Raw genomic sequence first — 25,907 nt, forward strand, 5'->3', positions numbered from 1 at the left:
TAAACTTGAGTCATCTGATAAATTTTACGAATTGTTAACGTTGAGTGAATTAATTAGCATCTACATAATAATAGTTTAATAATGAGTCAAGTAGACTACGCTATAAAGGCTATTGCTGAACAAGTTGAAGATAATGAGTTAGTTTACATAGGGTTAAACTCAATTCCAAGTCTCATCGCCTCATTCATGGCAAGAGATCTTTACGGCAAGAAAATAAGGATAATAGGAGTTGCTGAGGCTGATAACCCTAAGTCCGTAGAAATAAGTCCCTCAACTGGTAATCCCTTTATGGTCTCCAACACTCCAGTATTTATAACAGCTGACGCTTTTGATTTAGCTCAGAAGGGGAGACTGGATGTTATGTTTTTAGGACCCGTCCAAATCGACAAAGAGACTAACGTAAATCTCTCCGTTATAGGGGACTACCATAATCCAAAAGTAAGGCTTACCGGAGGGGCTGCAACTGCCTTCATCCTCCCCCTAGTTAGAAAAGCTATATTGTGGAATTTAAAACACTCAAAAAGATCTCTAGTAGAAAAAGTTGACTTTGTAACGGGTACAGCAAAATATTCTAGTAATAAAGTGATAGTGGTTACTAACTTAGGGGTTCTAAAATATGACAGAGAGAAGAAAACCTGGTTCATAACTGCTATTTATGAAAACACGTCAGTTGAAGATATCTTAAATAATACAGCGTTTGAAGTAGTTGTGTCACCTACTCTACGAATTATTACGCTCAGAAACGACGAAAGAGAATTCATAAAAAGGATGGATCCTTATAACTTACGCTCTGCACTTGCATAATTAGATAGGTTGTAATTCTTCCACAACTCTTTTCCAATCTACATCGTAGAGCCCGAACATACTTGTGGGTTCAGCGCCCCTCGGAGCATGAACTACGGCGGTTATATATTCACCATTTATTGTAGGTCTTTTTCCGTAGAAATAACTCTTGTCAACAATTTCCTCGGCTGTTATAATTGTTATTTTGGATGCCTTAGCCTTATACTCATCCTCGTATAAAGGTCCTAATATTTCACTATTACCCTCTTCATCTGCCTTATGGACATGAATAACTGCTACATCGGGGACTATAGCTTTAACTAGGAGGATATTCTCACCGGAAAAGGGATCTTTAACAACTTTCCAGTTCTCTAACTTTTCATGTATTTTAACGAGATCCGAACCTATTACCCCCTTAACAGGCATGAAAGGTAGTCCGAACGCACCAGCCCTGATACCGGCGATAAAAGCTCCACATGTGTCTTCTATGAACTCTACGTCTTTATTTTCTACCATCTTCCTAAAATTCGGAGGAATCCCAAACCACTCGAGAGTAGCCATAGCAGCCCTTATCTTTTTAACCGCGCCGTGTTTGAGGAGAACCTCTAATCCAAAACCTGGCTCCCGGTCGATAAAATATAACCCCTTTTTACCACTCTTGATTAATTCATAGATAAACGCCATAGGATTTCTATGAAATGACATACCGCTGATGGTAATTGAATCTCCGTCCTTCACTAGGTCGACAGCGTCTTTAATACTTATTAATTTACTCAAACTCTATCCACCACTTTAATATCGGCTAACGCTTTTTTAGCTTCTTCTACGCTTGTCTCGTCCTCCAGTGTTGAAACATCACCTACATCTTTTCCAGTTGCTAACGCCCTTAAAACCCTCCTCATGATCTTGCCGGTTCTCGTATGCGGTAATTTATTAACGAAAATTACTTCCTTGACAACAGCTATTGCCCCGAAATTCTTTTTTACATTTTCAATGATCTTTTGCTTTACTTGGGACAAGTCTTTAACTCCTTCTTTAGGTACCGCGAATATCACAATTACCTCTCCCCTAATCTCGTCAGGAACTCCTACTACTGCAACCTCAGCAACTTCTTTAATGTAAGCTGCATTCTCGATCTCAGCCACTCCTAGCCTATGACCTGCGACTTTTAGTATATCGTCGCTCCTGCCTAGAATATACAAATATCCCTCTTCGTCCATATAACCGTAATCTCCGGTCTCATAATAACCGAACCTGACGTAGTAGTTTTTATACCTTTCATCATTCCACAGACCGATCATAAAAGCAGGGGACGGTGAGGTAACTATGATATTTCCAGCTTTCCCCCTAGGTAGTTCAGTACCGTTATCATCAACTATTTTAATATTTATAGACGGTAACGGGACACCAACACTACCATCCTTGATCTTGAGGAAGCCGAAGTAAGAACCGCCTGGAGATGCTATGTAGCCGGAATTCTCGGTCTGTCCCCATACCTCAAAAATCTTTTTTGCTTTAACGTTCCTACGCAACCAATTCATAGCTTCAACTCCCAGACTCTCACCAGCTGTGACAAAGACTTCTAAACTTGAGGTGTCGAATTTCCTCACGTGCTCTTCTCCATACTTCATTAACATCTTAACTAATGTAGGTGCAGTCCACACATTTTCAACTTTATATCTCTCTATTATTTCCCACATAACTCCAGGGTGAGGATAGTCCAAGACACCCTCATACCAGATCGTTGTACCGTAGTTAAGTAAAGGTCCATAAAGGCTATATGAGTGACCGTTAATCCATCCTAGGTCGGCAGTCGTTAACAGTTTCCTCTCGTTAGAGAAATCAAATAACCATTTAACGTGAGCATAATCCCAGACGGTATAAGACCCCATTGAGTGGACTATACCTTTAGGCTTACCAGTAGTTCCTGAGGTATAGAGTATGAACAATGGATCTTCAGAATTCGTCTCTACTACCCCCATTCTAGTATTAAGCTTAATAACGTCATTAAAGTCTATATCCCTATTCTCTTTAAAACTAGCCTTGTCCTCTCTATTTAAAACTACAACTTTGTTTACATTAATTCCGCTTTCCTTTATCGCTTCATCAACGACACTCTTCAACTCTATAACTTTTCCTCTTCTGTATGTAACATCAGCCGTGAAAATTATTTTCGGCTTAGCGCTCTTTATTCTCTCTGCTAATGCTTTAACACCGAACCCCGAGAACACTACGGTATGAATTGTACCTGATCTCGCTGAGGCTAACATTGTTGCTCCTGCTTCGACAACCATAGGCATGTATAACAGTATTGTATCGGATTTCGACGAATACTGAGTGATAAATGAAGATATTTTGCACGATAATTCGTATAGGTCTTTGTAAGTATATCTCTTCTCTCTTCCTTCTTCATTTAACCAGATTATAGCTGTTTTGTCCCCCTTACCTTGAGAAATCCATCTGTCCAATGCATTATATGTAATATTAATCTTTCCGCCTACAAACCAACGGTAATTATCCGGTGATTTATAGTCTAGAATCTTTTCGTAACGCCGAAACCAAATCAGTTCCTTAGCTATCTTATCCCAAAACTCTTGGGGGTTACTTATACTTTGTTTCCAGATATCGAGATAATCGCTTAAACCTACCTCTTTCATTGAAAAAATAAACTATGAATTAATAAATAGATTTAGCGGAAACGCGGAAACTAGACAATAAGACAAAAGGGAGTGTACTCAATTTTCTTATCCTCTCATTAAGTTTAATAACTCACTTAGATAGAACTCTTTTTAGATGATGTGAGTCATGCCAAAGCGATTGGTGAGTTAAACCCTGAGGTAACTGATTTCCTTTCACTAGATCCCTAAATTAGTTTCTTCTCTATTACCTCCTTAACGTATTTTCCAGTAGAAGATGAAGTCAATAGTTTCTTGATTATTTGCGGCTCACCCATACCGCTTCTTTCCTTCCATACTAGCAGAGATTCCCTAAGTTTCCTCAGCGCTTCATTATGATACTTGCATAATCCGTTTACCGAAATAGCTTCAAGTTTACATATTTTACAAGGCTTATAACTTACGAGACCCAATACTCCTCCTAATTTCTCTCCAATATGCTTTTTAACCTCCTGATATTTACTCATGTAGCTTTCTAAGATTTTGACGGTCTCGTCTACAACTTCTTGCTCATTAGCTTTACCGTCAATAATTGCGTTAAGTTTCTCTTCCATTTTCTTTGTTAGAGAGACGTCTGTTAATTCCTTAAAATACTGATCTAAGACTTCAGCCACTGTTATCCCAAGGTCAGTTGGTACTAGATAACTTCCTTTTTTTACCAGATATCTTCTGTCAAATAAAGTCTCTATAATTCTCCCTCTAGTTGCCTCAGTACCTAGATTAGTGCTCTCCATCCACTTCAATAGGTCGATTTTCGTAAGCCTACTTAGCGATGGTTTAGTAACTTTCATCGAAACGGAGACCTTTGCTATTTCCCCTACATCTCCCTTTTTCAAGTCTAGGAGTTCCTCATCAGGTACGTTACGATAAGGATACAATAATAACCAGCCCTTGAAAATTACCTTCTGAAAAGTCAGCCTTATGTCTAACTTCGTTTCTTTAAACATTAAGTCTACCTTTTGTTCTTTAACCTTGGCATCAGAGGATATGCTAGCTAAGAACCTTCTCGTTATTAACTCGAACAGTTTGTATGTTTTAAGTTTTAAGCCCTTAGCTTTTTCTCCAGTAGGGTAGATAGCTGGGTGTGCTGGATCTTCCTTCTCTCCTTGCCTAACTTGAAACCCATTCTCTCTTTTAGTTATATTCTTCACTAACCTCACTAAATTTGGGAAGTTGTTCCGCTCTATATCTTGGACTATCTTATCAACATTAACAGTAGGAGGTATCTTTTGGCTATTAGTCCTCGGGTAACTAATAAGTCCGTCTAAATATAACTCTTCAGCTAATCTCTCTGTATAATAAGGTGAGAGACCTAAAATTCTTCCGGCTTCTACCTGAAGATCTCCTAGGTTGAACGGTGGGGGTCTAAGCAAATTTCTTTCTTCATATTCTACTTCTCTGACTATTAGCTTATCGTTCTTTATTTTTTCTGCAAACTTTTGGGCATCTTCTTTCCTTTCGAACACTTTATTAACTGTGAACTTCACTTTCCTTTTTCCAATTACTGCTTCTACGCTCACTGTATAATACGGAAGAGGGACGTAAGTTTCCCTCTCCATTGTATTATTTATCACGTGGATTAACGTGGGGCTTTGTACCCTTCCGGCACTTAACACTATTCTCTTCCTAGATATCTCGCGTACAGCATTCATTAATGCCCTACTGACGTTTATTCCCCATAACCAGTCTACTTTATGTCTCGCTATTCCGGCATTGATCATGTTATAATCTAAAGGTTCTAGATGAGTAATTGCTTTCCTAATATCTTCTTTAGTGAGAGCTGAAAACCTCATCCTCTTAGCTTTTCTCTCATCCCCAAAGAACTTTATTATTATGTAACCTATTACAGAACCTTCAATATCATAATCACAAGCATTAATAAAATCTAAAGCCTTTTCCGAAAGAAATCTAAATAACTCATAATATTTCTTAGTATATCTAGCAGAATCATCTATTGTCCAAAGGGGTTTCCATTCCATATGAAATACTGGAAACCCAGAATTCCCGTACAGATTGAAAAGGTGTCCAGCAGCAGGAGCAATTACTAAAGTTCTTTTATCGTAATTTAAAACCCAATAATTCACTGAAAACTGTTTACATAGTTGAGGTTTAGTAGATAATGCTTCGGCTATCTTTTTAGCCGCTTTGCTTTTCTCTGCAACCACTAATGTATAATTACTTGGCTTACAGACCATGTTTATTCGATCTTTCTTATAGACACTAACTCTACTTTACCATTAGGATATACACGTCTTATAGTAATAGGTAAAACCCCTCTTTTCAATTCGTCTTCTGCTATGCTTATAACGTCATCAAAAGACAAATTAGACGTATCAATGAGAGGTTGAGCACCCATTGCAAGCTGTAAAGCTCTTGCACTGACAATTCGTGCTATCTCGTATTTTGTTAGCTTACCTTTCCAACTCTCCTGAAAAATCTCATTAATTTTACTAATTGTCATCAGTACTCACACCCAATAAGTAGGAAAAAAATCTAACTCTAATCCCAGTCTATCTCTTTTGCGAGAAATTCCGGCAACTTACATTCTGGAGGAGGAGTAAACGGTATCTCTGAATTGAATATAGTTCCCAGTACTTTAGCTAACTTACCTACTGCCCTATCATCTACGATTCCAAGTAATCCAAATCTCACTATTTTCTCCTTCAACTCTCCTATACCTGGCGATATTTCGATCTTAAATTCCTTCAACTTGCTTCTTAGATCCTTTATAGGTGGTTCAGCTGCAACTACAGTATTGGAGAAGTTACTTTCATTGCCAAATAATGAAAACCCAAGATAATTCGTGATATTCCTTACAAAACGTGCACAAGCTTCATGCCTTCTCCATCTATTTTCAATTCCCTCCATTTTCATCAGCTCAGCTGCTCTCAATGTAGCATTAAATACTCCTACCGCAGGAGTAAACGGTGTCTCAAATTTGTCTTGGAATTTGAGGTAAAGCGATATATCTAAATAAGCAGGGACTTCATCTTTTACGAGCTCGTTTACTCCTTCTTGAGATAGTGCAACGAAACCTAAACCAGGTACTGACGCTAAAGCTTTTTGACTTCCAGTAGCCACAGCATCTATTTTCCATTCGTTAACTAGAAGTTTATACGCAGCGAATCCCGATACAGAGTCAACAAGTAATTTTAAACCTCTGCTTTTAACTACATGAGATACATCTTCCATATTTCTGAACGCAATACCAGTACTGGTTTCGTTGTGAACCAGAGCAACTGCCGTTGCATCTTTATTGTTATCTAACGCTTCCTTGATCTCCTCCAAGGTAAAACCTTGACCTAGTGGTTTTTCATAGCTCACTACATTAGCTCCTCTCCTTTTTAGTGAGTCTAAAAGCCTATTGCCGAATTCACCGTATGGGAATGTTACAACTTTTTCGCCTCTTTTTACAAGAGAGTAAACCATTGCTTCTACAGCCAAGGTGCCTGAGCCTGTTAATAATGCTACTCTAGTAGAACTGAAATGCTCATTCATTAATCTCTCTAGGTTTTTAACTATCTCTCTAAACTTATCACTTCTATGGTTGATTACTAGCGTAGATGCTTCCTTTACGCTTTTTGGGACTTCTACCGGACCGGGTATTAACAACATTTAGATCATCCCCAACTCTTTCATAGTAGCGAGTAAGTTCTGTAGTGTTATTTCGGCTACTCTTTGTTGTGCTTCTTTGGTTTGAGCACCTATATGAGGAGTAACAATAACTCTCTCATGCTTTAATAACTCCAGTTCCCACTCCTCCTTTGGAGGCTCATTCCAAAATACATCCGTAGCATAGGCTAAAATCTTACCAGACTTTATATATTCTAGTAAAGCTTTACCGTCCACCGATACTGCTCTACTGGTGTTAACAATTATTACATTATTCTTCATTTTTTCAAATTTATCTCTATCTAAAATCGGCTTAGCATTTTTACCTACTGTTACGTGAAGACTTATAACATCTGACTCCTTCACCAACTCATCTAGAGTTACGGCTTTTGCATTGAGTTTCTCTGCTTTCTCTCTAATATCTACAACGTCATATGCTAAGACTCTCATCCCCATAGCATTTGCTATTATACCTACCTTAGTGCCTATTCTCCCATAACCTATTATCCCTATGGTTTTTCCAGCTAACTCTACTCCTTCTAACTTCTTAAATATACCAGATTTCGCTAGGTTCATTGCTGTGTGCATTTTTCTAGCTGCAGCTATCATTAGTCCTATTGTTAGTTCTACTGCAGAATCCGTAGAAGCACCCGGAGCATAAACTACCTTGATTCCTCTTTTATCAGTCTCGTCTGTATCGATATTATCTAGACCTATACCGGCTCTTGCAACTATTTTTAAGTTTTTACCTCTCTCGATTACGTCTTTATCTACCCTAGTTCTACTTCTGACCACTAAGACTTGATAGTTTTCTATTATATCTAACAATTCTTTTCTTTCAATTTCAGGTCTATAATCTACTTCTGCTCCCTTCTCTTTTAGCGTTTTAATTAGGATTTCGTTGATAGGATCTGTAATTAATACTTTTACGGAAGGCATAGCACTCACCGTAAGAAGAATTTATAGAATTAGACGTTTAACATGATGAAAGTGATGAAGAAAAAGCCCAAGACGTAGTATAAGACAAGTAAAGTTGTATGCCTTTAGGCACATTCAAGGGATTTGTAGTTGTTTGCATTTTTACCCTCACTTTATACGTTAAATTCCTACTTTTATATTTTTCTTTTATATTTTTTTATTTTATTTTACGAGAGTTTGGGTTTGCTTAAAAAATATAAAAAGATCAAGCAACCCCACTTGCATATTCAAAGCTGAAGCTATAGCTCTAAGTAAACCTTCAACTAATAAATATCTATGTTTGTTATCTACTTTTTTAACGCTTACATACAAATTAATATTAACATACCGTAAAATGTGTCTATCAATAATAGCCAGCTCAAAATATCCCAGATTACGGAGGAAGTGGCTAGCTTCTTTATAACCTAAACCTTTAATGTTATTTACCAGAAATTCTCTAGCTTCAAATTGGTCAATGTCAGCTATAGGTTTCACTAATGTCTTTATCCTTCCGTAATATTTTTCTATTGCTTCTCTTATATAACGGGATTTAAGATTATAAAATCTATATCCAGAATCTCTTAGAATTACAGAGATCTGCTCTATATCTAATAATTTAATGTCATGAGAGTATAGGTTATTTAAGGCCTTATAAGCAGATATGAAAGAAGAATTAGCGGTAAGTAAACAAAGTATTAATTCCCTAAACCAAATTTCTTCTCCTGCTTTATTATTTAATAAAAATTCCTCAACTCTTTCTAGCACTCTTGCTCTTAGCTTTTTGTCTTGAACCAGCTCTCTTAGCACTCTTCTTTTTCTTATTCTTAGCTTTATTTTTAGACTTTTTAGCTGTTGTCTCCTTAGTTCCCTTAGGCTTAGAGTTTATTTCTCCTTTAGATATTATCTTAGTAAATCCGTTCTCAAAATCTAAGACTACAAAAGGTTTATCAAAGTTCTCATTGATATCCACCCCTATTAGTTTATAATCCTTATCAAAGAACGTAAGATACTCCATTCCCACTGATTCCACATTCTGAAGATCTTTAGGATAACCGATCCTAAGTAACTTCAAGGGTTCAGGCAAAGTGTACCTCATTAAACCTGGAGTATTAACTACTCTAAATTTATTAGCTATAACGAGAGACACATGGGAAGTATCTTGAGAAGTAGTTTTTTCTGCCTCTTCTTCATCTTTAACGTTAACTAATTCTTCCTTCTCTTTAGCAACTTTATAACCGATTAGACCAGGGAGTAACTCTACTGGTTCCAATTTATAATACAAGACTACAGCCTGCACTTTTTATTCCTACTATATTTATAATCTTCTCCTAATAATAGTTACTCTTAGAGGAAAAGGTAACACCTTATCCTTACGATAAATATAAATACATGATAGAAGGTAGTATATCGCATGAGTATTAAAGGCAGAGGAAGCACAGCTTACGGACATATAGGATGGGTTCAAGTTTACTGTAGAATATGTAACAGAAAATTAAAGATGGGAACTGATATAGTATATAAGTGCCCAAAGTGCGAAAAGAAGTATAGGGCCTATTTCTGTGAGGCTGATGCGAGGGGTTTAAAGTATAGATGTCCTTACTGTGGGAGCGAACTTGTCCAAACAGTTTAAGAAAATTCTATTCAATAACAAAGATCTCGTATTAATTGGAAATCTTTTTTATGCGGACACAGATTTAATAGTTAATAATACAGAAAAACTAAAAGTCACTAATAGCATTAACAATGTCATTTATGTGGAATTAAATATTGAGAACGACTCTTACAGAATAGTGAAAGGAGTTTTATGCAAATCGAGGATACACACTTACCTATGTAATATCGTAGCTGAGATGAAAAAGGAAATAACAGACGATGAAGAGATAAAACAAATTTACCTGAAGATGCTGGAGGAAGCAGCTAAAGTCATTACGTAACCTTGTTCTCTAAGTCTGGTAGCTAGCTGGGATAAGATATTAACTAAAGACTGAGAATTATGAGACTGAACCTTTAAACGAACATTAAGCTGTCTCCCTTCATTAAACGAGGTAAATACTAACACCAAAACATCAGCGGAAGGAGCACAGAGTAGCGAAGCTCCCGCTTTTACAACATTACAGATCTCCTTTAACTCCTTCTCAATAAGTTCTAATGCATATGTGCTTCTCAGAACATTAGATGGATCTGAAGGAAGTATAGTGTATTCCACTTCAAAAATAATCTCACCCCTTAGGAAGCTTTATGTTAATTCCTTTAATCGGGATCTTGAGCTCTTCAAATAGGGCTCTAACTTGCTCGGCGTAGGTTGGCTCTCCTTTCACTAGTTTTAACTTTAATTTTCTATAATTGAATTCAGAAACTACATTACCATCTTTATAGACCGTGACCTTTCCCCTTACCTTATTTTTTAGATTTTTTAAGAAAACTAAATGTATGAAAATTCCCTTATCTGGTATTATAACTAACGTTTTATCTCCTATCTTGTAAGTGGGAGGAACTTTACTCTTTACCTTAACGGTTTTATATTCTACTAGTTTACCGTTCTCCAAGGTGTATAGTAAACTCCTTATTGCATGCTTACCGGTCTTACTCTTACTATTTTCTAAGTATACCTCCACTTTTCACAAACCTCGCTGACTCTGTTATACCTTCAGGAGTTAATTTATCTTCTAAATAAGCGTCTATAAGAATTTCGTTCTTAAACAAGAATTTCAGGAGACCCTTCCTTAAAGATAACCCACTTTTTCTGTATAACAAAAGAATTTTATGCTGTAACATAATACTGTCCTCTAAGCTTTTCAAAGCGGAGTCTAATCTCTCTTCAAACCTATTAAAGTCGTACGATAGTACCTCATAAGCCTTTATTGCAGAAATAGCAGAGGGCCTAATTCCCTCACCGCTCAGAGGAAAGACTAACCCTCTAGCTTCACCTATTCTTCCAACCTTATTATGGACTGGGGAAATGGAAATAGGAGCACCTCTCATGTCTAACAATTCGAAATTACCGTATCTCTCTTTCATATACTTAAGTAAGAGCTCCTTTGAGTTTTTATACTCTATGAAACCAGCCCCTATGTTAAGTAACCCTTCTTCAGCTGGGAATATCCAATAAAAACCCGTGTATTTAGTATCGAACTCGAAAATAGCTTCATCAGTAAATTTATCAGTCTTTATAATAGCCCTTGTAGTGTACACTACATCCCTATCCATATCATATGGACCCTTAGCGTCTATGACTAGATCAAAGTCCTCTTTTCTAAATTCACTTACGTGGTTAAAACCTAAATTTTTACGCATGTCGTTAATCCATTTCCATTTGTCTATTACTAACCACTTCGTATGCCTATATTCTACGTCGTAAACTCTCTCCCCATCTATATAAAAAGCGAACCTCTTAATCCCGAACTTGACTTCCCAAGGATACGGAGTAGAAAAAACGTTAGGTACTATATCTCCGCAAGGTTTAACATACTTGTTTATTACATCGAATAACTTTACCTCATGATTTGTCTTAGCCTTTAACAAGTAACCTAGTAGTGATCCTGATACTCCACCACCAATAACTGCAATCTTCATTTCCAACAATTTTTAACCTCATACCTTATAAAATAGTGGTAAAATAGGTGAAACAATGCTAACACAGGAGGAGATTAATAAAAAGATGGAAGAATGGCCTAAGCATTATGATCCTAAGTCGATTGAGTTAAAGTGGCAAAAAATCTGGTTAAGCCAAGAGTTTTGGGAGAAAGTCTTCAGGTTTAAGGATGAGGATACGCAATCGCCCACCTTCGTTATAGATACTCCTCCGCCTTTCACGAGCGGAGAACTTCACATGGGTCACGCATATTGGGTTTCCATTGCTGATACTATAGCGAGACTTAAGAGACTCCAAGGATATAATGTGCTTTTACCTCAGGGATGGGACACACAAGGGTTACCTACCGAGCTGAAAGTCCAGTACAAGCTCGGTATTCCTAAGGATAACAGGGAATTGTTCCTCAAAAAATGCATTGAGTGGACAGAGGATATGATTAAGAGAATGAAAGAAGCTATGATTAGACTTGGCTACAGACCAGAGTGGGAAAGATTTGAGTACAGAACTTACGAAGAAAAGTATAGAAGAGTAATACAGAAAAGCTTACTGCAGATGTATGAGAACGGACTAATAGAAATGAAGGAGGGCCCAGTATACTGGTGTCCTAAGTGCGAGACTGCATTAGCTCAAAGTGAAGTAGGATACCTTGAGAAAGAAGGAATTCTAGCTTATATTAGATTCCCTCTCAAGGATGGTGGAGATATAATAATAGCAACAACCAGACCTGAATTATTGGGAGCAACACAAGCTGTAGCAGTACATCCGGAAGACGAACGATACAAGAACTTGATAGGAAAAACGGTTATAGTTCCCGTGTTTAATAAAGAGGTAAAAATAATTGCCGATAAGTCTGTGGAAAAAGAATTCGGAACTGGTGCAGTAATGATAAGCACTTACGGAGACCCTCAAGACATAAAGTGGCAATTAATGTACAACTTACCTGTAGCAGAACTGCTAGACGAGAAAGGCAGAATGAAAAACACTAACGGGTTGTTGGACGGGTTGAAGGTCACCGAAGCCAGAAAGAAGATGGTGGAAATACTAAAACAACAAGGTTACTTAGTGAAAGTAGAGAATATCAAGCACAACGTTTTATCTCATACTGAGAGAAGCGACTGTCTGTCTCCCATAGAGTTCCTTACAAAGAAACAAATATACATAAGAACTCTGCCGTTTAAATCACAATTGCTAGAAGAATATAAAAAAATGAAATTCATTCCTTCCAGGATGTCTCATTATCTTGAAGACTGGATCAATAGCTTGGAATGGGATTGGAACATAAGCAGACAAAGAGTCTATGGAACACCCTTACCGTTCTGGTATTGTGACAACGGGCATCTAGTCCCCGCTAAAGAAGAACAACTCCCAATAGATCCTACGAAAATCTCTCCCCCTGTAGATAAATGTCCTAAATGCGGTCTTCCTTTAAAGCCAATAACCGATGTAGCTGATGTATGGATCGATTCCAGCGTTACAGTGATTTACCTAACTGGTTTTTACACCGACAAGAATAGATTTTCGAGGACTTTCCCTGCATCAATAAGGTTACAAGGGACGGATATCATAAGAACGTGGTTATTTTACACTTTTTTCAGAACTCTCATGCTAACTGGGAATATACCGTTTAAAGAGGTACTAATTAATGGGCAGGTGTTAGGACCCGACGGAACTAGAATGAGTAAAAGTAAAGGGAACGTGGTTAATCCACTGGATAGGATAGACGAATTTGGTGCCGATGCAATAAGGCTTACATTATTAGATGCAAGAATAGGAGACGACTTTCCATTCAAATGGGAAACCGTAAAGGCGAAGAAACTGCTACTTCAAAAGTTGTGGAACGCTGGAAGACTTTCATATCCCTTCATAGGAAAGAAGAAGTTCGAAAAACCTCTAACCTTAAACTCTATTGACCAATGGATCTTAGCTGAGCACAAGAGATTTATAGAAAAAGTCATTAGTGCATACGATAATTATGACTTTTACACAGTTGTGGAGTCTTTGTACTCGTACTTCTGGGAGACAATAGCTGATGAGTACCTAGAACTGATCAAACACAGACTCTTCGAGGAAGATCAGTCAGCACTTTACACTTTACAAAGGATATTCAGGGATCTTCTGATAATATTACACCCGCTAGCACCCCACATAACAGAAGAGATGTATAGTAAACTTTTCGGAGATAAAATAAGTATCTTGTTAGAGAGAATTCCGGATGTAAGTGACATTGAAGAAGACCCCGAGATTCTGAAGCTGGGCGAGTACATAAAGAAAACTACTTCAACAATTAGAACATTGAAAATAAAGAACCAATTATCAATTGTATCTATGATTAATGTTAAATTAGTAGGCCCTAAAGAGTTCATTGAGAAGATAAGAAGTATAGAAAGTGACATAAAGAAAACACTGAAAATCGAGAGTATAGAGTATCAAGAGGGCGACGAGATTAAGGCTGAATTATTATCAATAGTGAAAAAATAAATTAGGGATATTTTTCCAACGTGCTTTTCAAAGCCTTCTTTATTTGTTTTGAAGAACTGAATTAGAGGTGAAAAACAGAAAATAAACATTATTTAATCACTGATAGTCAGCCCATGGGAGTTTTGCTCACCGTTCACTCGTTACTCTTTCATCAACCTTGTTACGAATTCATTAATCCTTCTGACTCCTTCTCTTATATCATTTTCGTCTACAGCAAAACTTAATCTGAGAAAGTTCCTTCCAACCTCTAACGGGAAGACCTCTCCTGGTATGGTAGTCACCCCAGCTTCTTCTATCATCTTTACTGAAAAGTCTTTAACCTGCATTTTCGTCTTAGCTAGAATGTCTCCTACATACGGAAACATGTAGAATGCCCCTTGACTCTTGTAAACCCTTATCCACTTATTTTTCTTCAATTCTTCATACATTGCATCCCTTCTTCTTCTGAATAATGAAATCATATCCTTTACATCATCCAATGAATCAAAAGCAGCTAATGCTCCTTTCTGAGCAAAACTTGTCGGACATGTATATATATTAGCTGCAAGCTCTGCCATTTTCCTCACAACTCTATCTTTAGCTACTATATAACCCAGCCTCCAACCAGTCATCGAAAACGTCTTACTGAAACCGTTAACATAAATTACATACTCACGCCAATCTGGATCTTCTAAAACACTTTTCATCTTTCCATCATAAACAAAATAATCATATATCTCGTCTGATAACAAGATAACTTTTCTCTCCTTTGCTATTTCCATTACTTTCTCTATTTCTCTTGGATCAAATACCATTCCAGTAGGATTATGAGGATTGTTAAGAACTATCATTTTAGTCTTAGATGTTATCTTCTCTTTTAGCTCATTAACATTGAGCGAGAAACCGTTCTCTTCAGTCCACCCCATCTTGATGTAAACAGGTTTCCCGCCTAACATCTTTACTACTTCCGCATAGGAGTAGAAAGACGGGTCGAAAATTATAACCTCGTCACCGGGGTTAACGTAAAGGAGAAAAGCGAGATATAATGCAGTTTTCGCGCCAGGCGTAACTATTACTTCCTCCTTCTTTATTGGTCTCTCACTAGGATACCTCGAATTTAAATGCGAGGCGATCTTTTCACGTAATTCATCTATACCGTAGGCTGAGGTATAACCGGTAAAGCCCTCGTCGAGTGCCTTTATTGCTGCATTTCTAATTTTTCTAAACGTAGGTAAATCTGGCTGTCCTATTCCGAAGTTTATTACTCTTATACCTTTCTCCTTCTGTACTTTTCTCGCCACTTCTTGATAAACTAATGTCGATTCACCGGTTATACTTGTTGACGCAGTAGAAAAATTATCTACTGACATAAATTATACACCTAAATTAATTCCTTTATTTTATTCGGATCTTGCATTAATGTGGTACCTATTAAAAATGCGTCAGCTCCCGCATTTTTAAGACGATGAATATCGTCCCTAGACCTTATCCCGCTTTCAGCAATTTTTATCCTATCTGAAGGGATAAGTTTAAGTAACCTTTCAGTCTTTTCTAGACTTAAGTCAAGTGAAGAAAGATCCCTGGAGTTTACGCCTATTATATCAAAATTATTCCTTAAAGCTATTTCTACCTCTTCCTCATTTGTTACCTCCACAATAACGTCTAACTTATAACTCTTTGCATATTTGTACAAACTAATTAACTCCCTCTCTGTGAGAACCCTTACTATCAATAAAATGACGTCAGCACCTAAACTATAGGCTGTATTTATTTGTTTCTCAGTGACCACAAAATCTTTTATTAATACTGGGACACTAACATTTTCAGCAACTCTCTCAAGGTCTGTGTAACTGCCTCCGAAAAATTTCTCCTCGGTTAAAACAGATATACCGGCAACATCATTAGCCTCCATAAATTTTACATACTCTATTATGTCCCTATTCACGTTAAGCCCGGAGGGAGATTTCCTTTTAAACTCAGCAATAATGGGGTTTTTGCCCTCACTTTTCTTTACCATAATATTCCTTTTGAGCGAATAAATAGGTCTCTGTCTAGTTTTGTATACTTCAGGTCTTTGTTGGGAAAATCTTATAACATCCGCTAACCAGCCTTGTAAAAATCTAGGCATCTGATCAGACTTTATTAATGAAATTATAAAGTATTCTCTTACCTAACGGTGTACCCACACTTTCAGGATGAAATTGAACCCCATATATTCTATATTCGACATGATGAACCCCCATTATTTCGTTATCTTCTAAGGAATAAGCGTCAATAATTAACGGCTCTTTTACATCATCAATAACTAAGCTGTGATATCTAGTAGCCTCGAATTGCTTAGGGATTCCGTCATAAATAATCGCTGTCGAATTATGAACTATTTTACTTATTTTACCGTGAAAAACCTTTTTAGCCCTTCTTATCTTAGCCCCGAAAGCATATCCTATAGCTTGATGACCTAAACAAATACCAAAAATCGGAATTCTTTTTCCCAATTGCTTTATTACGTCTATTACTATACCTATATCTTCTTTCTTATCAGGTGAACCTGGACCCGGAGAGATGATGATCCTATCAGGGTTTATTCTCTCTACCCCCCTCACTGTAATTTCATCATTTCTTATCACTATCGGAATAGTTCCTAATTCTCCTACTATTTGTGCTATATTATAAACGAAACTGTCATAATTATCTATTATAAGTGTAATATCTGTCATTTTTCCACCCCCATAGCCACTTTCAAAGCCCTCATTTTATGTTCAGTCTCATAATATTCCATTTCTGGAATTGAATCGTAAACTATACCAGCTCCTGCTTGTATCCTAAACAAATCTTTATTCACGAAAGCACTCCTTATCGTTATAGCAAACTCGGAGTCACCATTAGCTGAGAAGAATCCCACACCTCCAGCATAGGGACCTCTCTTATACGGTTCTAACATCTCTATAATATTCATAGCCATAGGCTTAGGAGCCCCGCTTACAGTCCCCGCAGGGAAGGTAGCTTTCAGCACGTCAAAGGAAGTGTTGTTCCTCTTCAATGTTCCGACTACCTTACTAACTATATGCTGAACATGACTGTATTTTTCTACATACATTAATTCCGGTACTTTCACGGAACCCATGTAGCATACTTTACCTATGTCATTCCTAGCTAAGTCTACAAGCATTAAATGCTCTGCCCTCTCTTTCTCTGAAGCCAACATTTCCCTCTCCAACTCTAAGTCCTCTTCTACGGTCTTCCCTCTAGGCCTAGAACCCGCTATAGGATAAGTTTCAACGATACCATCTTGGACACTGAATAATGTTTCGGGACTTGAACCAATTATCTCCCTATCAAAGAACTTTAGGTAAAACATGTAAGGTGAAGGATTAACTTTCCTTAACGTATTGTAAAAGTGTGTTACATTACCCTTAAATGTATACCTATAAAACCTAGAAATTACTACTTGAAAAGCATAGCCTCGTTTTATATAATCTAATATGTCTGAAACACCATTTTCAAATTCCGTTTTCCCTAAAGATTCGTCATAGAGATCGAACTTTACTTGTCCTGAATCCGAACAACCATCTTTAAGCTGGAGTTCACCTTCCACGTAAACCTTCCCTTCAACATGGTCATATAAGATTACGTTTTCGGGTATGAAGAACTCAGCGTATGGCCAATCCTCGGCTTCTGGTTTCAGATCCTTTATCGTTTCCCAATACCTTATTGCGTCATAACTGACATACCCTATCATACCTCCCTTAAATTTTCCAGGTAAATTCAACAATGGAGCTTTTTTCATAAACTCACCTAAAACCTCCACGGGATCATAAAATGAGGTCGATATCTCTCCCTCGCTAGAGTCCTTGTTCAACTTGAGATAGCCTTTCCTCCCCCAAGCAATTATACTAAACCTCGCTTTATGCTGAGGACCAGAACCGCTTTCAAGTAATGCGGCAATATTCTCTCCTTCTTTAATACACTTAAAGACTTCGTTAGGTTGTGCGAAAGCGGTTATCGGATAGACGTCCATTCTCTCACCTCTTTTATAATTAAGGACATTTTACTCGGGTCTTTCTTTCCCTTGTATAATTCAATCCCACTGGAGATATCAATCCAGTAAGGGTTCAGTGAGAGGTAATCCCTAACATTTTCGGGCTTTATACCTCCTCCTATACCGACCTTAGAGTACTCACTAATCCATTTTTTAGCAATATACAAATCGACCTTGTTTTCATCATCTTTATCTAATAAGACCATGTAATTTGAAGATGAGATCACTTTTCTAAAGTACGTTTCGAATTTACCAGATGCAGGCACGTATAAAATGATATTCCTTTTGAAGGAATTTAAATACTGTAACTCTTCGTCGGTTAAAACCCTATGTATCTGTACAAAATCCGCTTCTTTCCCTTCTTCCAGTATTTTACCTAGTTCTCCTTTAACCTTTACCGTTACTACGGGTTTCGTAACATACCTTTTCACTATTCTTACAAACTCATTTTTGACATACCTAGGACTTACAGTATCAGTTACTACACCTATGAAGTCCGCACCTAATTTTTCAGCTAGCATAGCGTCTTTAACGTTAGATATACCGCAGAACTTAACCCTTATCAGCTTCCTTCACCAAAGCCTCAAATTTTTGAGAAGTTCCGTTTAACTCCATTATCTTTCTTATATGTTCTACAGAACTGCTCATGAGCTGCTCAGCGTACTCATATCCGTCTTTAAAGTCGTTAACTTTCCTTAATAGTTTAAGGCCGACACTAACGTTAATTCCTATGAAAATTCTGACATTTTTGTCCTGTCCCAACAATCCCCTAATGATCTTAAGAGCTGAATCGTGAGCATTTTCGACTCTTAATTTACCTATCGAGACTGGTTCTTTAATGCCGAAATCCGTATAGTTTACCTTATACTTTTCCATACTCTGTCCTTTCACTTCATATATCAGAGTATCTCCTTGAGGACTTACTTCATCAATTCCGGGGTCTCCGTGATACAAAAATACCCTCTCGTAATTAAGATGTTGAACCGCTTCTGCTATTCTATCAATGTATTTTATAGAAAACACACCAATCATCTGGTACTTAGCTGAAGCGGGATTGGTAAGCGGACCTAAGATATTAAATATTGTACGTATCCCGAGATTCTTCCTTACATTAGCAACGTTCTTCATTGCAGGATGATAGAGTTGGGCAAACAAAAATACAAAATTGCACTTTCTCAAAAGCTCAATAGCCTTATCTTTACTAACAAATATGTTATATCCCAGCTCTTCCAAGACGTCAGCACTTCCCGACTTACTGCTCACCGATCTATTACCGTGTTTTGCAACGGGAAAAATCTGACTAAGTACAAGAGCTGCAGCTGTACTTACGTTCAAGGTGTTTAACCCGTCCCCCCCAGTACCAGCTGTGTCCAAACTATCGGGAAAGTCTATTTTTATTGAATTACTTCTCATAGCCCTTGCAAACCCTCTAATCTCTTCTGCCGATTCTCCCTTAGACGCTAAAGCTACCAGAATTCCCGAACTCTGAATCTCATTTATCTCTCCCCTCATTATACCGTTAGCTATTTCCTCAGCTTCTTTTTCTGAAAGATCCTTTTTCTCATAAACAAGTTTTTTCAAGTACTCAGCTGTATTCATCTAAAATCCCCCTGATTTTTTTAACTAGTTCTAGTGCACTATTGATCCCGTTCTTCTCAATTTCTTCGATAAAAGCGGTACCAATAGCTATCCCGTCAGCCCCCGCGGCTAATGCTTTTCTGAGGTCGTTAAGATCGTTAAGACCAAACCCTACAACTAACTTATTTTGAACTAAATTCCTAACACGTATAATCAGGGAGTCAACACTTACGGGAATAATAACTCCAGTAGTGGGTCTTACACCGTAATAAAGAAATATATCGGAAATCTTTGACGCCTCTTGTATGAGAGTATCGGGAACTGATGGAGCTGTAAATAACACAGCCTTTAACCCATGTTTCTTAATTATATTAACATATGACAAATAATCGTCTACGAAATCAATCAATAGATCTGGAAATAGTATCCCATCTATCCCTATTTCTCTTAATTTGCCAAGAAATTGATCCAATTGATTTATATAATCTTCTAAATACGTTAATATAATAATAGGTACTGAAACCCTTTTTCTGACCTCCGCTAAGACTGAATAGTAGTCCTTAAGCCATTCAGTAACTACTTTGTAACTTTTTCTAATCACGGGGCCATCGTATTTAGCGTACTTTGGTGGTACGCCTATCTCCAATATGTCTGTCCCTAATGATACACTTTTTTCTACAAACTCATAGAACGAGTCCAAATTTGGATATCCTAATGTCATATACGTTACTAACATTCTCTTCATTTCTTGCTCCCTATTCTCTTTCTTATAGATTCATAATTACCAAGATCTAATAACCCGTGACCACTGAAATTTACAACAATTACCTTTTTCTCGTTTTTCTTCTTCGCCTCTAATGCCTCATCGATTACAGCTCTCAATGCATGGGAGGTCTCTGGGGCAGGTACAATACCTTGAGTTTTCATAACTAGTTGAGCAGCCTCAAATATGTCCTCCTCTCCGTATTCCCTCCACTCTATGATCTTTTCTCTCACTAATAGGCTAAGAGACGGAGCAACACCGTGATATCTTAGTCCTCCTGCATATATCGAGGGAGGAACATAATCCTTGCCTAGGGTTATCATCTTAACCAGAGGTAATAACCCTGCGGAATCAGGAAAGTCATACTCGTACTTACCAGTGCTAAACTTCGGTACTTCCGCTGCGCCTACCGCAATATACTTCTTTCCTTTCTTAGCACCTATAAAGGGATAAACAAATCCTCCGAAGTTACTTCCTCCACCTACACATCCTATTAGTACGTCCGGTTCCTCGCCTAGCTCTTCTAATTGGGCTATAGCCTCCATACCGATTACCGACTGATGAAGAAGTACTACATCTAAAACACTTCCTACTAGGTATCTGTAGCCGTGTGTTAGTGCATATTCTATAGCTTCACTCATTGCTATACCTAGAGACCCTGGGTGATTCGGATTTTCCTTAAGAACTTTCCTTCCAAATTCAGTTAAGTCCGTGGGACTTGGATAAACATTTCCACCATAAAGTTCCATTATCGTCTTTCTCATTGGTTTCTGTTCATAACTAACTTTCACCATGAAAATAGTGGATTTCATATCATACATTGAAGCAGCTAGTGCTACCGCCGTCCCCCACTGTCCAGCACCCGTCTCTGTTACTACATGCTCTACTCCTTCTTCATACGCAAAATACGCTTGAGGTATAGCTGTGTTTATCTTATGAGACCCCGTAGGGGTTGCACCCTCGTATTTAAAGTAGATCTTTGCAGGAGTACCTAAATATTCTTCTAACCTCTTCGCTCTAATTAGGGGTGTAGGCCTACCTATAGCCGCGTATCTATCCCTCACTTCCTCAGGGATCTTTATAAATCTCTCTATAGTGAACTGTTGCCTTAATACTTCTTTGGGCAATATTTTCTTAAGGAGCTCAATCCTTGAAAATTCAGCATCTGGAGGGTCTCTTGGAGGAGGTAAAGGTTTGGGTAGGTCTGGAACTATATTGTACCAGTACTTTGGAATCAAATCCGTGTTTACCATTGGTGCAACAAAAACACCTTATACAATAAAAGCTTACCACATTTAAAAATTTTAATAGGTATCAAACGTGTCGAACTCACCTTTATACTCATCAAACCTTACGTCCACATTCTCTACCTTTGCAAGAGGAGGTCCTCGTCTTATCTGGTCTAAGAGTTTCTGAAGAGCTTCTTCGTGACCCTCTCCTACTATCTCTACACTTCCGTCTGGAAGATTTTTAGCATAACCTTTTACCCCCAGTCTTACCGCATGAATTTGAACGAAACGCCGAAAACCAACCCCCTGAACTATACCGTATACCCTTACATACATTCTTTTTAACATAATCTCAACCTCAGTGTCGCTCCACTTCTTCACCTATCTGATTTCTCCTTATCATCACAATATATTTTAATCCATCTTCTCTCATTTTAAAATCAATGATTAAAGTAGCAATAGCTGGACTAGGGAATTGTGCCTCAATGCTTATACAAGGAATAGAATATTATAAACAGAAAGGAGAGAGTTATTACGAGGGGTTAATCACACCACTAATAGGAAGATATAAGGTGACTGACATAGAGATAGTCGCAGCATTCGACATATCCAAAAACAAAATAGGAAAGGATATAAGCGAAGCTATCTTCGAGAAACCTAATATAACCCCTAAAATTGTCGAAATGCCCAAAAAAGGCGTAAAAGTTTCTAAAGGACCCACATTTGACGGAGTAGCTCCTCATATGATGGACGTTTTTAACCCTGCAATGGACGGAAAGATAGAGGATGTAGTGCAAGAACTCAAGGATAGTAAAGCAGAGATCCTTGTAAATATGTTACCGGTAGGTAGTGAGATAGCCAGCAGAACTTATGCTAGGGCTGCGTTAGAGGCAGGAGTAGCCTTCATTAACGCGATTCCCGTTTTTATAGCAAGCGATCCTACCGGCGAATTTCCCAGAATGTTTAAAGAAAGGGGACTTCCTATAGCTGGTGATGATGTTAAGGGTCAGATAGGTGCTACGATTCTTCACAGAACACTCACATCTTTGTTCAGACTTAGGGGAGTTAAGGTAGACGAAACCTACCAGCTTAACGTAGGAGGAAACACAGACTTCCTAAACATGAAAACAGAAGAAAGACTATATTCTAAAAGGGTTAGCAAAACCAAAGCAGTAACAAGCACTTTAGAGAACGATTATCTAGAGAAAGAAGGTAAAATCAGGATTGGTCCGTCAGACTATATTCCTTTCCTTGGAAATACTAAAGTAGCTTATATTTACGTTAAGGGCTCTGGCTTTGCTGGGATGCCAATAAAAATAGAAGCGTCATTAGAAGTTGACGATAAATCTAACTGTGCTGCGGTGTTGGTAGACGTGATAAGAGGTGTTAAGGTAGCGTTGGATAGGAAGATAAGCGGACCTCTAATTGAATTATCAGCATTTTACTTCAAACATCCACCTGTCCAGGCGAAAGATGATGAAGAAGCTTACAGATGGTTTAAGAGATTTTTGGAAATGCGAAATTTGTGAAGAAAATTCGCAACTTTTTGTTTGCAAAATTTGTAGGAGAAAAGTATGTTTAGAAGATTTTGTAATCACTCAAGACATATGCAAAGTATGTGAAATGAGCCTCTGTCAAATTTGTAGAAGGAACTTGTCAATAGGAAAGTGCGAGAATTGCGGAAGAATAATATGCCAATCATGCACAGCATATTTTGACGGAGCTAGGAGATATTGCAAAGAGTGTTGGGGCTCGATATTAAACCAGAAGAAAAAGGGAAAAATCTATTTACAATGAACTAAGGATAAAAATTATTCTTTATCTTCTTGATTATTATTTCTTAGTCCTTGAAGCAGTATTTTTTGCTCTACAGAGGCTACCCAACGCCTGGTAGTGATCACAGCGTCTGGGTTAACACTTATACTATCTATCCCTTCCTTTACGAGGAATTCTACAACTTCGGGATATACACTAGGTGCCTGGCCACATATTGAAACTGTCCTACCATACTTATGGGCAGTCCTTATTAACCTCCTTATAGACTCGAGCACTGCCGGATCTCTTTCATCATAATATCCCATTCTCGCAAGTAGGTCTGAGTCTCTATCTACTCCTAGCGTGAGTTGTGCAAGGTCATTACTACCAATACTGAATCCGTCAACTATCTTAGAGAATTCATCTGCTAGAACAACTACTGATGGAACCTCAGCCATAATCCAAACTTTGAAATCAGAACTTCTCCTAAGCCCCTCTTCCTCCATAATTTTAATTGCTTTATTAAGCTCCCATGTAGTTCTGACAAACGGGAACATGACCCAAACGTTACTTAGTCCCATTTCCTCTCTAACCTTTAGAATTGCCTTTACCTCTAGCCTGAACGCTGGCTCGTATTGCTTACTGATGTAACGTGATACTCCTCTCCAACCTATCATTGGGTTTCTCTCGTCTGGCTCAAATTCGGTTCCGCCTTGCAAGCTCTTATACTCATTAGACTTGAAATCAGAGAACCTTACTACTACCGGTCTAGGATAAATTGCTGAAGCGACCATTGATATTCCTTCAGCAAGTTTGTTCACAAACTCCTCAGGTTTACCTATCTTTATTAAGTAAAGCGGATGATATTTAATCCACTCACTGACTATGAACTCGATCCTCATTAATCCTATACCGTCAAACGGAAGATCTAAGTACTTGTTTATTATATCAGGCTGTCCTAAGTTCATATAGATTTTAGTGGCAGTTACTGGATATAGGCTTAATAGTACTTCACGTGAGATTCCTGAAACAGAAGCTTGAGGAGTAACAGTTTGAGCCGAAGACTTCTCTCCCTCCTCTTGAACCACTTTACCTTCATAAATAATTCCTCTAGTTGCGTCAACAGTTATTTCTTGCCCGTCTTGTATGACTTTAGTAGCGTTACCAGTTCCTACTACAGCGGGAATACCTAACTCTCTGGAGACTATTGCAGCATGACTAGTCCTTCCGCCTTCATCAGTAACTATTGCAGATGCCATCTTCATGATAGGAACCCAATCAGGGTCTGTCATCTTAGTAACTAATATCTCACCTTGTTGGAAGTTCTTTGCATCTTTAAGATCAAGTAGAACTCTTGCTTTACCTACAGCAATGCCTGGGCTAGCCGGTATTCCTTTAGTGAGTATTCTACCGGAACCGCTTGACTTCTTTTCTTTCTGCTCTTCTTTACCTTTATTACTCCAATAGGTCTCTGGCCTAGCTTGAACTATAAACACATTATCAGGAAACTTCAGGTCTGAATCGATCGCCCATTCTATATCCATCGGTCTCCCATAGTGCTCCTCGATCTTTAATGCAAGTTTGGCCAACTCTATCGCTTCTTCGTCGTTTATGGACATAGTATCGGCTTCCTCACCGGTTAGTTGCACTGTCTTATTCTTACGGGCGACCGGATCGTAAACTATCTTAGAGATTTTATGGGAAAGTCTCCTCTCAACTATCTTTAGACTGGACTTCTCAATTACGACTTCATCAGGAGTAACTTTTCCTCCTACTACAGATTCTCCGAGTCCCCAACTGGACTCAATAACAATATAGTTCCTATCACCAGTAGAAGGATGTAAAGTAAACATTACACCTGCAGATCTGGAATTAACCATCTTTTGTACTACTACAGCCATAGATATATTTAATTGATCTATACTCTTTGCTTTTCTATATGATATTGCCCTTGCTGCATATAAACTTGCCCATACTTTTTTTACAGCTTCTATTAGTTCTGAACGTGAAACATTTAAATACGTGTCTTGTTGTCCTGCAAAACTAGCTTCCCCTATGTCTTCAGCAGTAGCTGATGACCTAACTGCAACTAAGACTTCTTTCCCCACCATCTTAGACAATGAGTCATAACCCTTGTATATTGATTCCTCTAAGTCCTTAGGCACTAATGCCGACAAGATCAAAGACCTAATCTTTTCGCTCGCACTCTCTTCATCTGACTCTTTTTCCAGAACTTCTTTAATCTTCTCCTTTAAGTTATTATATTCTATAAAGTACTTATATGCATTTGACGTAATCACAAAGCCAGGTGGTACCCTTATACCAAAAGCAATTAATTCTCCTAAATTAGCCCCTTTACCTCCGGCTACAGAAAGCATGTCTTTCCTTATGGATTTAAGATCGAGGATAAGGTCTCCCTCAATAACGGAAGAAGTCACAATATTCCCCATTATAGTATTTACTTATA

At 37.9% G+C, this 25,907-nt stretch carries 26 protein-coding genes; 5 read left to right on the forward strand and 21 right to left on the reverse strand.

Translation table 11 applies throughout. The annotated features are described in order from the left end of the window. The first annotated feature begins 81 nt into the window (after nt 1-81). The gene (locus WIW72_RS02755; RefSeq protein ID WP_337700988.1) at nt 82-804 is read left to right on the forward strand and encodes a CoA-transferase subunit beta; all 723 of its coding nucleotides are present in this window, start codon (nt 82-84) and stop codon (nt 802-804) included. Here the strand turns inward: WIW72_RS02755 and WIW72_RS02760 are convergent, their stop codons facing one another. From WIW72_RS02760 to WIW72_RS02795, 8 genes are all read right to left on the reverse strand, one after another. Next, nucleotides 805-1,560: a CoA transferase subunit A gene (locus tag WIW72_RS02760; protein ID WP_337700990.1), complete on the reverse strand. Its 756-nt coding sequence runs from the start codon at nt 1,558-1,560 to the stop codon at nt 805-807. Beyond that, a complete protein-coding gene (locus WIW72_RS02765) occupies nt 1,557-3,440 on the reverse strand; it encodes an AMP-binding protein (RefSeq protein WP_337700992.1) in 1,884 nt (627 codons plus the stop codon). Before WIW72_RS02765 ends, WIW72_RS02760 begins: the two co-directional genes overlap by 4 nt. 206 nt (nt 3,441-3,646) lie before the next feature. Further along, nucleotides 3,647-5,653, reverse strand: a complete 2,007-nt coding sequence (locus WIW72_RS02770; RefSeq protein ID WP_443294789.1) for a DNA topoisomerase I — start codon at nt 5,651-5,653, stop codon at nt 3,647-3,649. 2 nt (nt 5,654-5,655) lie between these two features. Continuing rightward, the gene (locus tag WIW72_RS02775) at nt 5,656-5,919 is read right to left on the reverse strand and encodes a DNA-directed RNA polymerase subunit K (RefSeq protein WP_337700994.1); all 264 of its coding nucleotides are present in this window, start codon (nt 5,917-5,919) and stop codon (nt 5,656-5,658) included. 38 nt (nt 5,920-5,957) lie between these two features. Further along, a complete protein-coding gene (locus tag WIW72_RS02780; protein ID WP_337700996.1) occupies nt 5,958-7,073 on the reverse strand; it encodes a pyridoxal-phosphate-dependent aminotransferase family protein in 1,116 nt (371 codons plus the stop codon). After that, entirely contained in the window at nt 7,074-8,009 is a 936-nt protein-coding gene (locus tag WIW72_RS02785) for an NAD(P)-dependent oxidoreductase (protein WP_337700998.1), read from the reverse strand. A 201-nt stretch (nt 8,010-8,210) separates the two neighbouring features. After that, a complete protein-coding gene (locus tag WIW72_RS02790) occupies nt 8,211-8,834 on the reverse strand; it encodes an N-glycosylase/DNA lyase (RefSeq protein ID WP_337701000.1) in 624 nt (207 codons plus the stop codon). Then, the gene (locus tag WIW72_RS02795; protein ID WP_337701002.1) at nt 8,776-9,324 is read right to left on the reverse strand and encodes a hypothetical protein; all 549 of its coding nucleotides are present in this window, start codon (nt 9,322-9,324) and stop codon (nt 8,776-8,778) included. The genes WIW72_RS02790 and WIW72_RS02795 overlap by 59 nt, the downstream gene beginning before the upstream one ends. Before the next feature lie 114 nt (nt 9,325-9,438). On the opposite strand from WIW72_RS02795, the gene WIW72_RS02800 reads away from it, so the two are divergent. Then, nucleotides 9,439-9,657, forward strand: a complete 219-nt coding sequence (locus tag WIW72_RS02800; protein ID WP_156006008.1) for a hypothetical protein — start codon at nt 9,439-9,441, stop codon at nt 9,655-9,657. Then, nucleotides 9,641-9,961, forward strand: coding sequence for a hypothetical protein (locus WIW72_RS02805; RefSeq protein WP_337701004.1), 321 nt, complete (start codon nt 9,641-9,643; stop codon nt 9,959-9,961). Before WIW72_RS02800 ends, WIW72_RS02805 begins: the two co-directional genes overlap by 17 nt. On the opposite strand, the gene WIW72_RS02810 is transcribed toward WIW72_RS02805, so the two are convergent. From WIW72_RS02810 to WIW72_RS02820, 3 genes are read right to left on the reverse strand one after another with little or no spacing between them, the layout of a single operon-like run. Further along, nucleotides 9,919-10,233: a hypothetical protein gene (locus WIW72_RS02810; RefSeq protein ID WP_337701006.1), complete on the reverse strand. Its 315-nt coding sequence runs from the start codon at nt 10,231-10,233 to the stop codon at nt 9,919-9,921. The two genes, WIW72_RS02805 and WIW72_RS02810, sit on opposite strands and share 43 nt — an antisense overlap. A 13-nt stretch (nt 10,234-10,246) precedes the next feature. Beyond that, complete coding sequence (locus WIW72_RS02815) at nt 10,247-10,642, reverse strand: hypothetical protein (protein WP_337701008.1); 396 nt, start codon at nt 10,640-10,642, stop codon at nt 10,247-10,249. Next, nucleotides 10,620-11,600, reverse strand: coding sequence for an NAD(P)/FAD-dependent oxidoreductase (locus WIW72_RS02820; protein ID WP_337701010.1), 981 nt, complete (start codon nt 11,598-11,600; stop codon nt 10,620-10,622). Before WIW72_RS02820 ends, WIW72_RS02815 begins: the two co-directional genes overlap by 23 nt. A gap of 55 nt (nt 11,601-11,655) precedes the next feature. On the opposite strand from WIW72_RS02820, the gene WIW72_RS02825 reads away from it, so the two are divergent. Beyond that, nucleotides 11,656-14,097 (forward strand): valine--tRNA ligase, encoded by a 2,442-nt coding sequence (locus WIW72_RS02825; RefSeq protein WP_337701012.1) that lies wholly within the window; start codon nt 11,656-11,658, stop codon nt 14,095-14,097. Between the two features lie 140 nt (nt 14,098-14,237). On the opposite strand, the gene WIW72_RS02830 is transcribed toward WIW72_RS02825, so the two are convergent. The 9 genes from WIW72_RS02830 to WIW72_RS02870 are packed head-to-tail and all read right to left on the reverse strand — an operon-like array spanning nt 14,238 to nt 22,033. Beyond that, nucleotides 14,238-15,446, reverse strand: coding sequence for a pyridoxal phosphate-dependent aminotransferase (locus WIW72_RS02830; RefSeq protein WP_337701014.1), 1,209 nt, complete (start codon nt 15,444-15,446; stop codon nt 14,238-14,240). Nucleotides 15,447-15,457: 11 nt separating this feature from the next. After that, the gene (gene trpC, locus WIW72_RS02835) at nt 15,458-16,204 is read right to left on the reverse strand and encodes an indole-3-glycerol phosphate synthase TrpC (protein ID WP_337701016.1); all 747 of its coding nucleotides are present in this window, start codon (nt 16,202-16,204) and stop codon (nt 15,458-15,460) included. A 4-nt stretch (nt 16,205-16,208) separates the two neighbouring features. After that, on the reverse strand, nt 16,209-16,793 hold the full coding sequence (locus tag WIW72_RS02840; RefSeq protein ID WP_337701018.1) for an anthranilate synthase component II: 585 nt from the start codon (nt 16,791-16,793) through the stop codon (nt 16,209-16,211). Further along, nucleotides 16,790-18,094: an anthranilate synthase component I gene (locus WIW72_RS02845; RefSeq protein WP_337701020.1), complete on the reverse strand. Its 1,305-nt coding sequence runs from the start codon at nt 18,092-18,094 to the stop codon at nt 16,790-16,792. Before WIW72_RS02845 ends, WIW72_RS02840 begins: the two co-directional genes overlap by 4 nt. Beyond that, a complete protein-coding gene (locus tag WIW72_RS02850; RefSeq protein ID WP_337701242.1) occupies nt 18,076-18,681 on the reverse strand; it encodes a phosphoribosylanthranilate isomerase in 606 nt (201 codons plus the stop codon). The genes WIW72_RS02845 and WIW72_RS02850 overlap by 19 nt, the downstream gene beginning before the upstream one ends. Continuing rightward, on the reverse strand, nt 18,668-19,714 hold the full coding sequence (gene trpD / locus WIW72_RS02855; protein ID WP_337720315.1) for an anthranilate phosphoribosyltransferase: 1,047 nt from the start codon (nt 19,712-19,714) through the stop codon (nt 18,668-18,670). Before trpD ends, WIW72_RS02850 begins: the two co-directional genes overlap by 14 nt. Next, complete coding sequence (trpA, locus tag WIW72_RS02860; protein WP_337701025.1) at nt 19,701-20,438, reverse strand: tryptophan synthase subunit alpha; 738 nt, start codon at nt 20,436-20,438, stop codon at nt 19,701-19,703. The genes trpD and trpA overlap by 14 nt, the downstream gene beginning before the upstream one ends. Continuing rightward, a complete protein-coding gene (locus WIW72_RS02865; RefSeq protein ID WP_337701027.1) occupies nt 20,435-21,709 on the reverse strand; it encodes a TrpB-like pyridoxal phosphate-dependent enzyme in 1,275 nt (424 codons plus the stop codon). The genes trpA and WIW72_RS02865 overlap by 4 nt, the downstream gene beginning before the upstream one ends. Nucleotides 21,710-21,760: 51 nt before the next feature. Next, complete coding sequence (locus WIW72_RS02870; protein ID WP_156005984.1) at nt 21,761-22,033, reverse strand: acylphosphatase; 273 nt, start codon at nt 22,031-22,033, stop codon at nt 21,761-21,763. Between the two features lie 95 nt (nt 22,034-22,128). Between WIW72_RS02870 and WIW72_RS02875 the strand changes: the two genes are divergently transcribed. Continuing rightward, the gene (locus WIW72_RS02875; protein ID WP_337701029.1) at nt 22,129-23,214 is read left to right on the forward strand and encodes an inositol-3-phosphate synthase; all 1,086 of its coding nucleotides are present in this window, start codon (nt 22,129-22,131) and stop codon (nt 23,212-23,214) included. Between the two features lie 282 nt (nt 23,215-23,496). Here the strand turns inward: WIW72_RS02875 and ppsA are convergent, their stop codons facing one another. Continuing rightward, nucleotides 23,497-25,890: a pyruvate, water dikinase gene (gene ppsA, locus WIW72_RS02880; RefSeq protein ID WP_337701031.1), complete on the reverse strand. Its 2,394-nt coding sequence runs from the start codon at nt 25,888-25,890 to the stop codon at nt 23,497-23,499. Nucleotides 25,891-25,907 lie beyond the last annotated feature (17 nt).

The sequence above is a fragment of the Stygiolobus sp. CP859M genome (assembly GCF_037389975.1).
GTDB lineage: Archaea > Thermoproteota > Thermoprotei_A > Sulfolobales > Sulfolobaceae > Stygiolobus.

Coding starts and splice junctions, on each gene's coding strand:
- WIW72_RS02820 (WP_337701010.1), bottom strand. CDS start 11,600: ATGAAGATTGCAGTTATTGGTGGTGGAGTATCAGGATCACTACTAGGT.
- WIW72_RS02765 (WP_337700992.1), bottom strand. CDS start 3,440: ATGAAAGAGGTAGGTTTAAGCGATTATCTCGATATCTGGAAACAAAGT.
- WIW72_RS02845 (WP_337701020.1), bottom strand. CDS start 18,094: ATGGACGTCTATCCGATAACCGCTTTCGCACAACCTAACGAAGTCTTT.
- WIW72_RS02800 (WP_156006008.1), top strand. CDS start 9,439: ATGAGTATTAAAGGCAGAGGAAGCACAGCTTACGGACATATAGGATGG.
- WIW72_RS02770 (WP_443294789.1), bottom strand. CDS start 5,653: ATGGTCTGTAAGCCAAGTAATTATACATTAGTGGTTGCAGAGAAAAGC.
- WIW72_RS02775 (WP_337700994.1), bottom strand. CDS start 5,919: ATGACAATTAGTAAAATTAATGAGATTTTTCAGGAGAGTTGGAAAGGT.
- trpC (WP_337701016.1), bottom strand. CDS start 16,204: ATGCCTAGATTTTTACAAGGCTGGTTAGCGGATGTTATAAGATTTTCC.
- WIW72_RS02780 (WP_337700996.1), bottom strand. CDS start 7,073: ATGTTGTTAATACCCGGTCCGGTAGAAGTCCCAAAAAGCGTAAAGGAA.
- ppsA (WP_337701031.1), bottom strand. CDS start 25,890: ATGGGGAATATTGTGACTTCTTCCGTTATTGAGGGAGACCTTATCCTC.
- trpD (WP_337720315.1), bottom strand. CDS start 19,714: ATGAATACAGCTGAGTACTTGAAAAAACTTGTTTATGAGAAAAAGGAT.
- WIW72_RS02825 (WP_337701012.1), top strand. CDS start 11,656: ATGCTAACACAGGAGGAGATTAATAAAAAGATGGAAGAATGGCCTAAG.
- WIW72_RS02865 (WP_337701027.1), bottom strand. CDS start 21,709: ATGGTAAACACGGATTTGATTCCAAAGTACTGGTACAATATAGTTCCA.
- WIW72_RS02830 (WP_337701014.1), bottom strand. CDS start 15,446: ATGTCAGTAGATAATTTTTCTACTGCGTCAACAAGTATAACCGGTGAA.
- WIW72_RS02870 (WP_156005984.1), bottom strand. CDS start 22,033: ATGTTAAAAAGAATGTATGTAAGGGTATACGGTATAGTTCAGGGGGTT.
- WIW72_RS02875 (WP_337701029.1), top strand. CDS start 22,129: ATGATTAAAGTAGCAATAGCTGGACTAGGGAATTGTGCCTCAATGCTT.
- trpA (WP_337701025.1), bottom strand. CDS start 20,438: ATGAAGAGAATGTTAGTAACGTATATGACATTAGGATATCCAAATTTG.
- WIW72_RS02755 (WP_337700988.1), top strand. CDS start 82: ATGAGTCAAGTAGACTACGCTATAAAGGCTATTGCTGAACAAGTTGAA.
- WIW72_RS02840 (WP_337701018.1), bottom strand. CDS start 16,793: ATGACAGATATTACACTTATAATAGATAATTATGACAGTTTCGTTTAT.
- WIW72_RS02785 (WP_337700998.1), bottom strand. CDS start 8,009: ATGCCTTCCGTAAAAGTATTAATTACAGATCCTATCAACGAAATCCTA.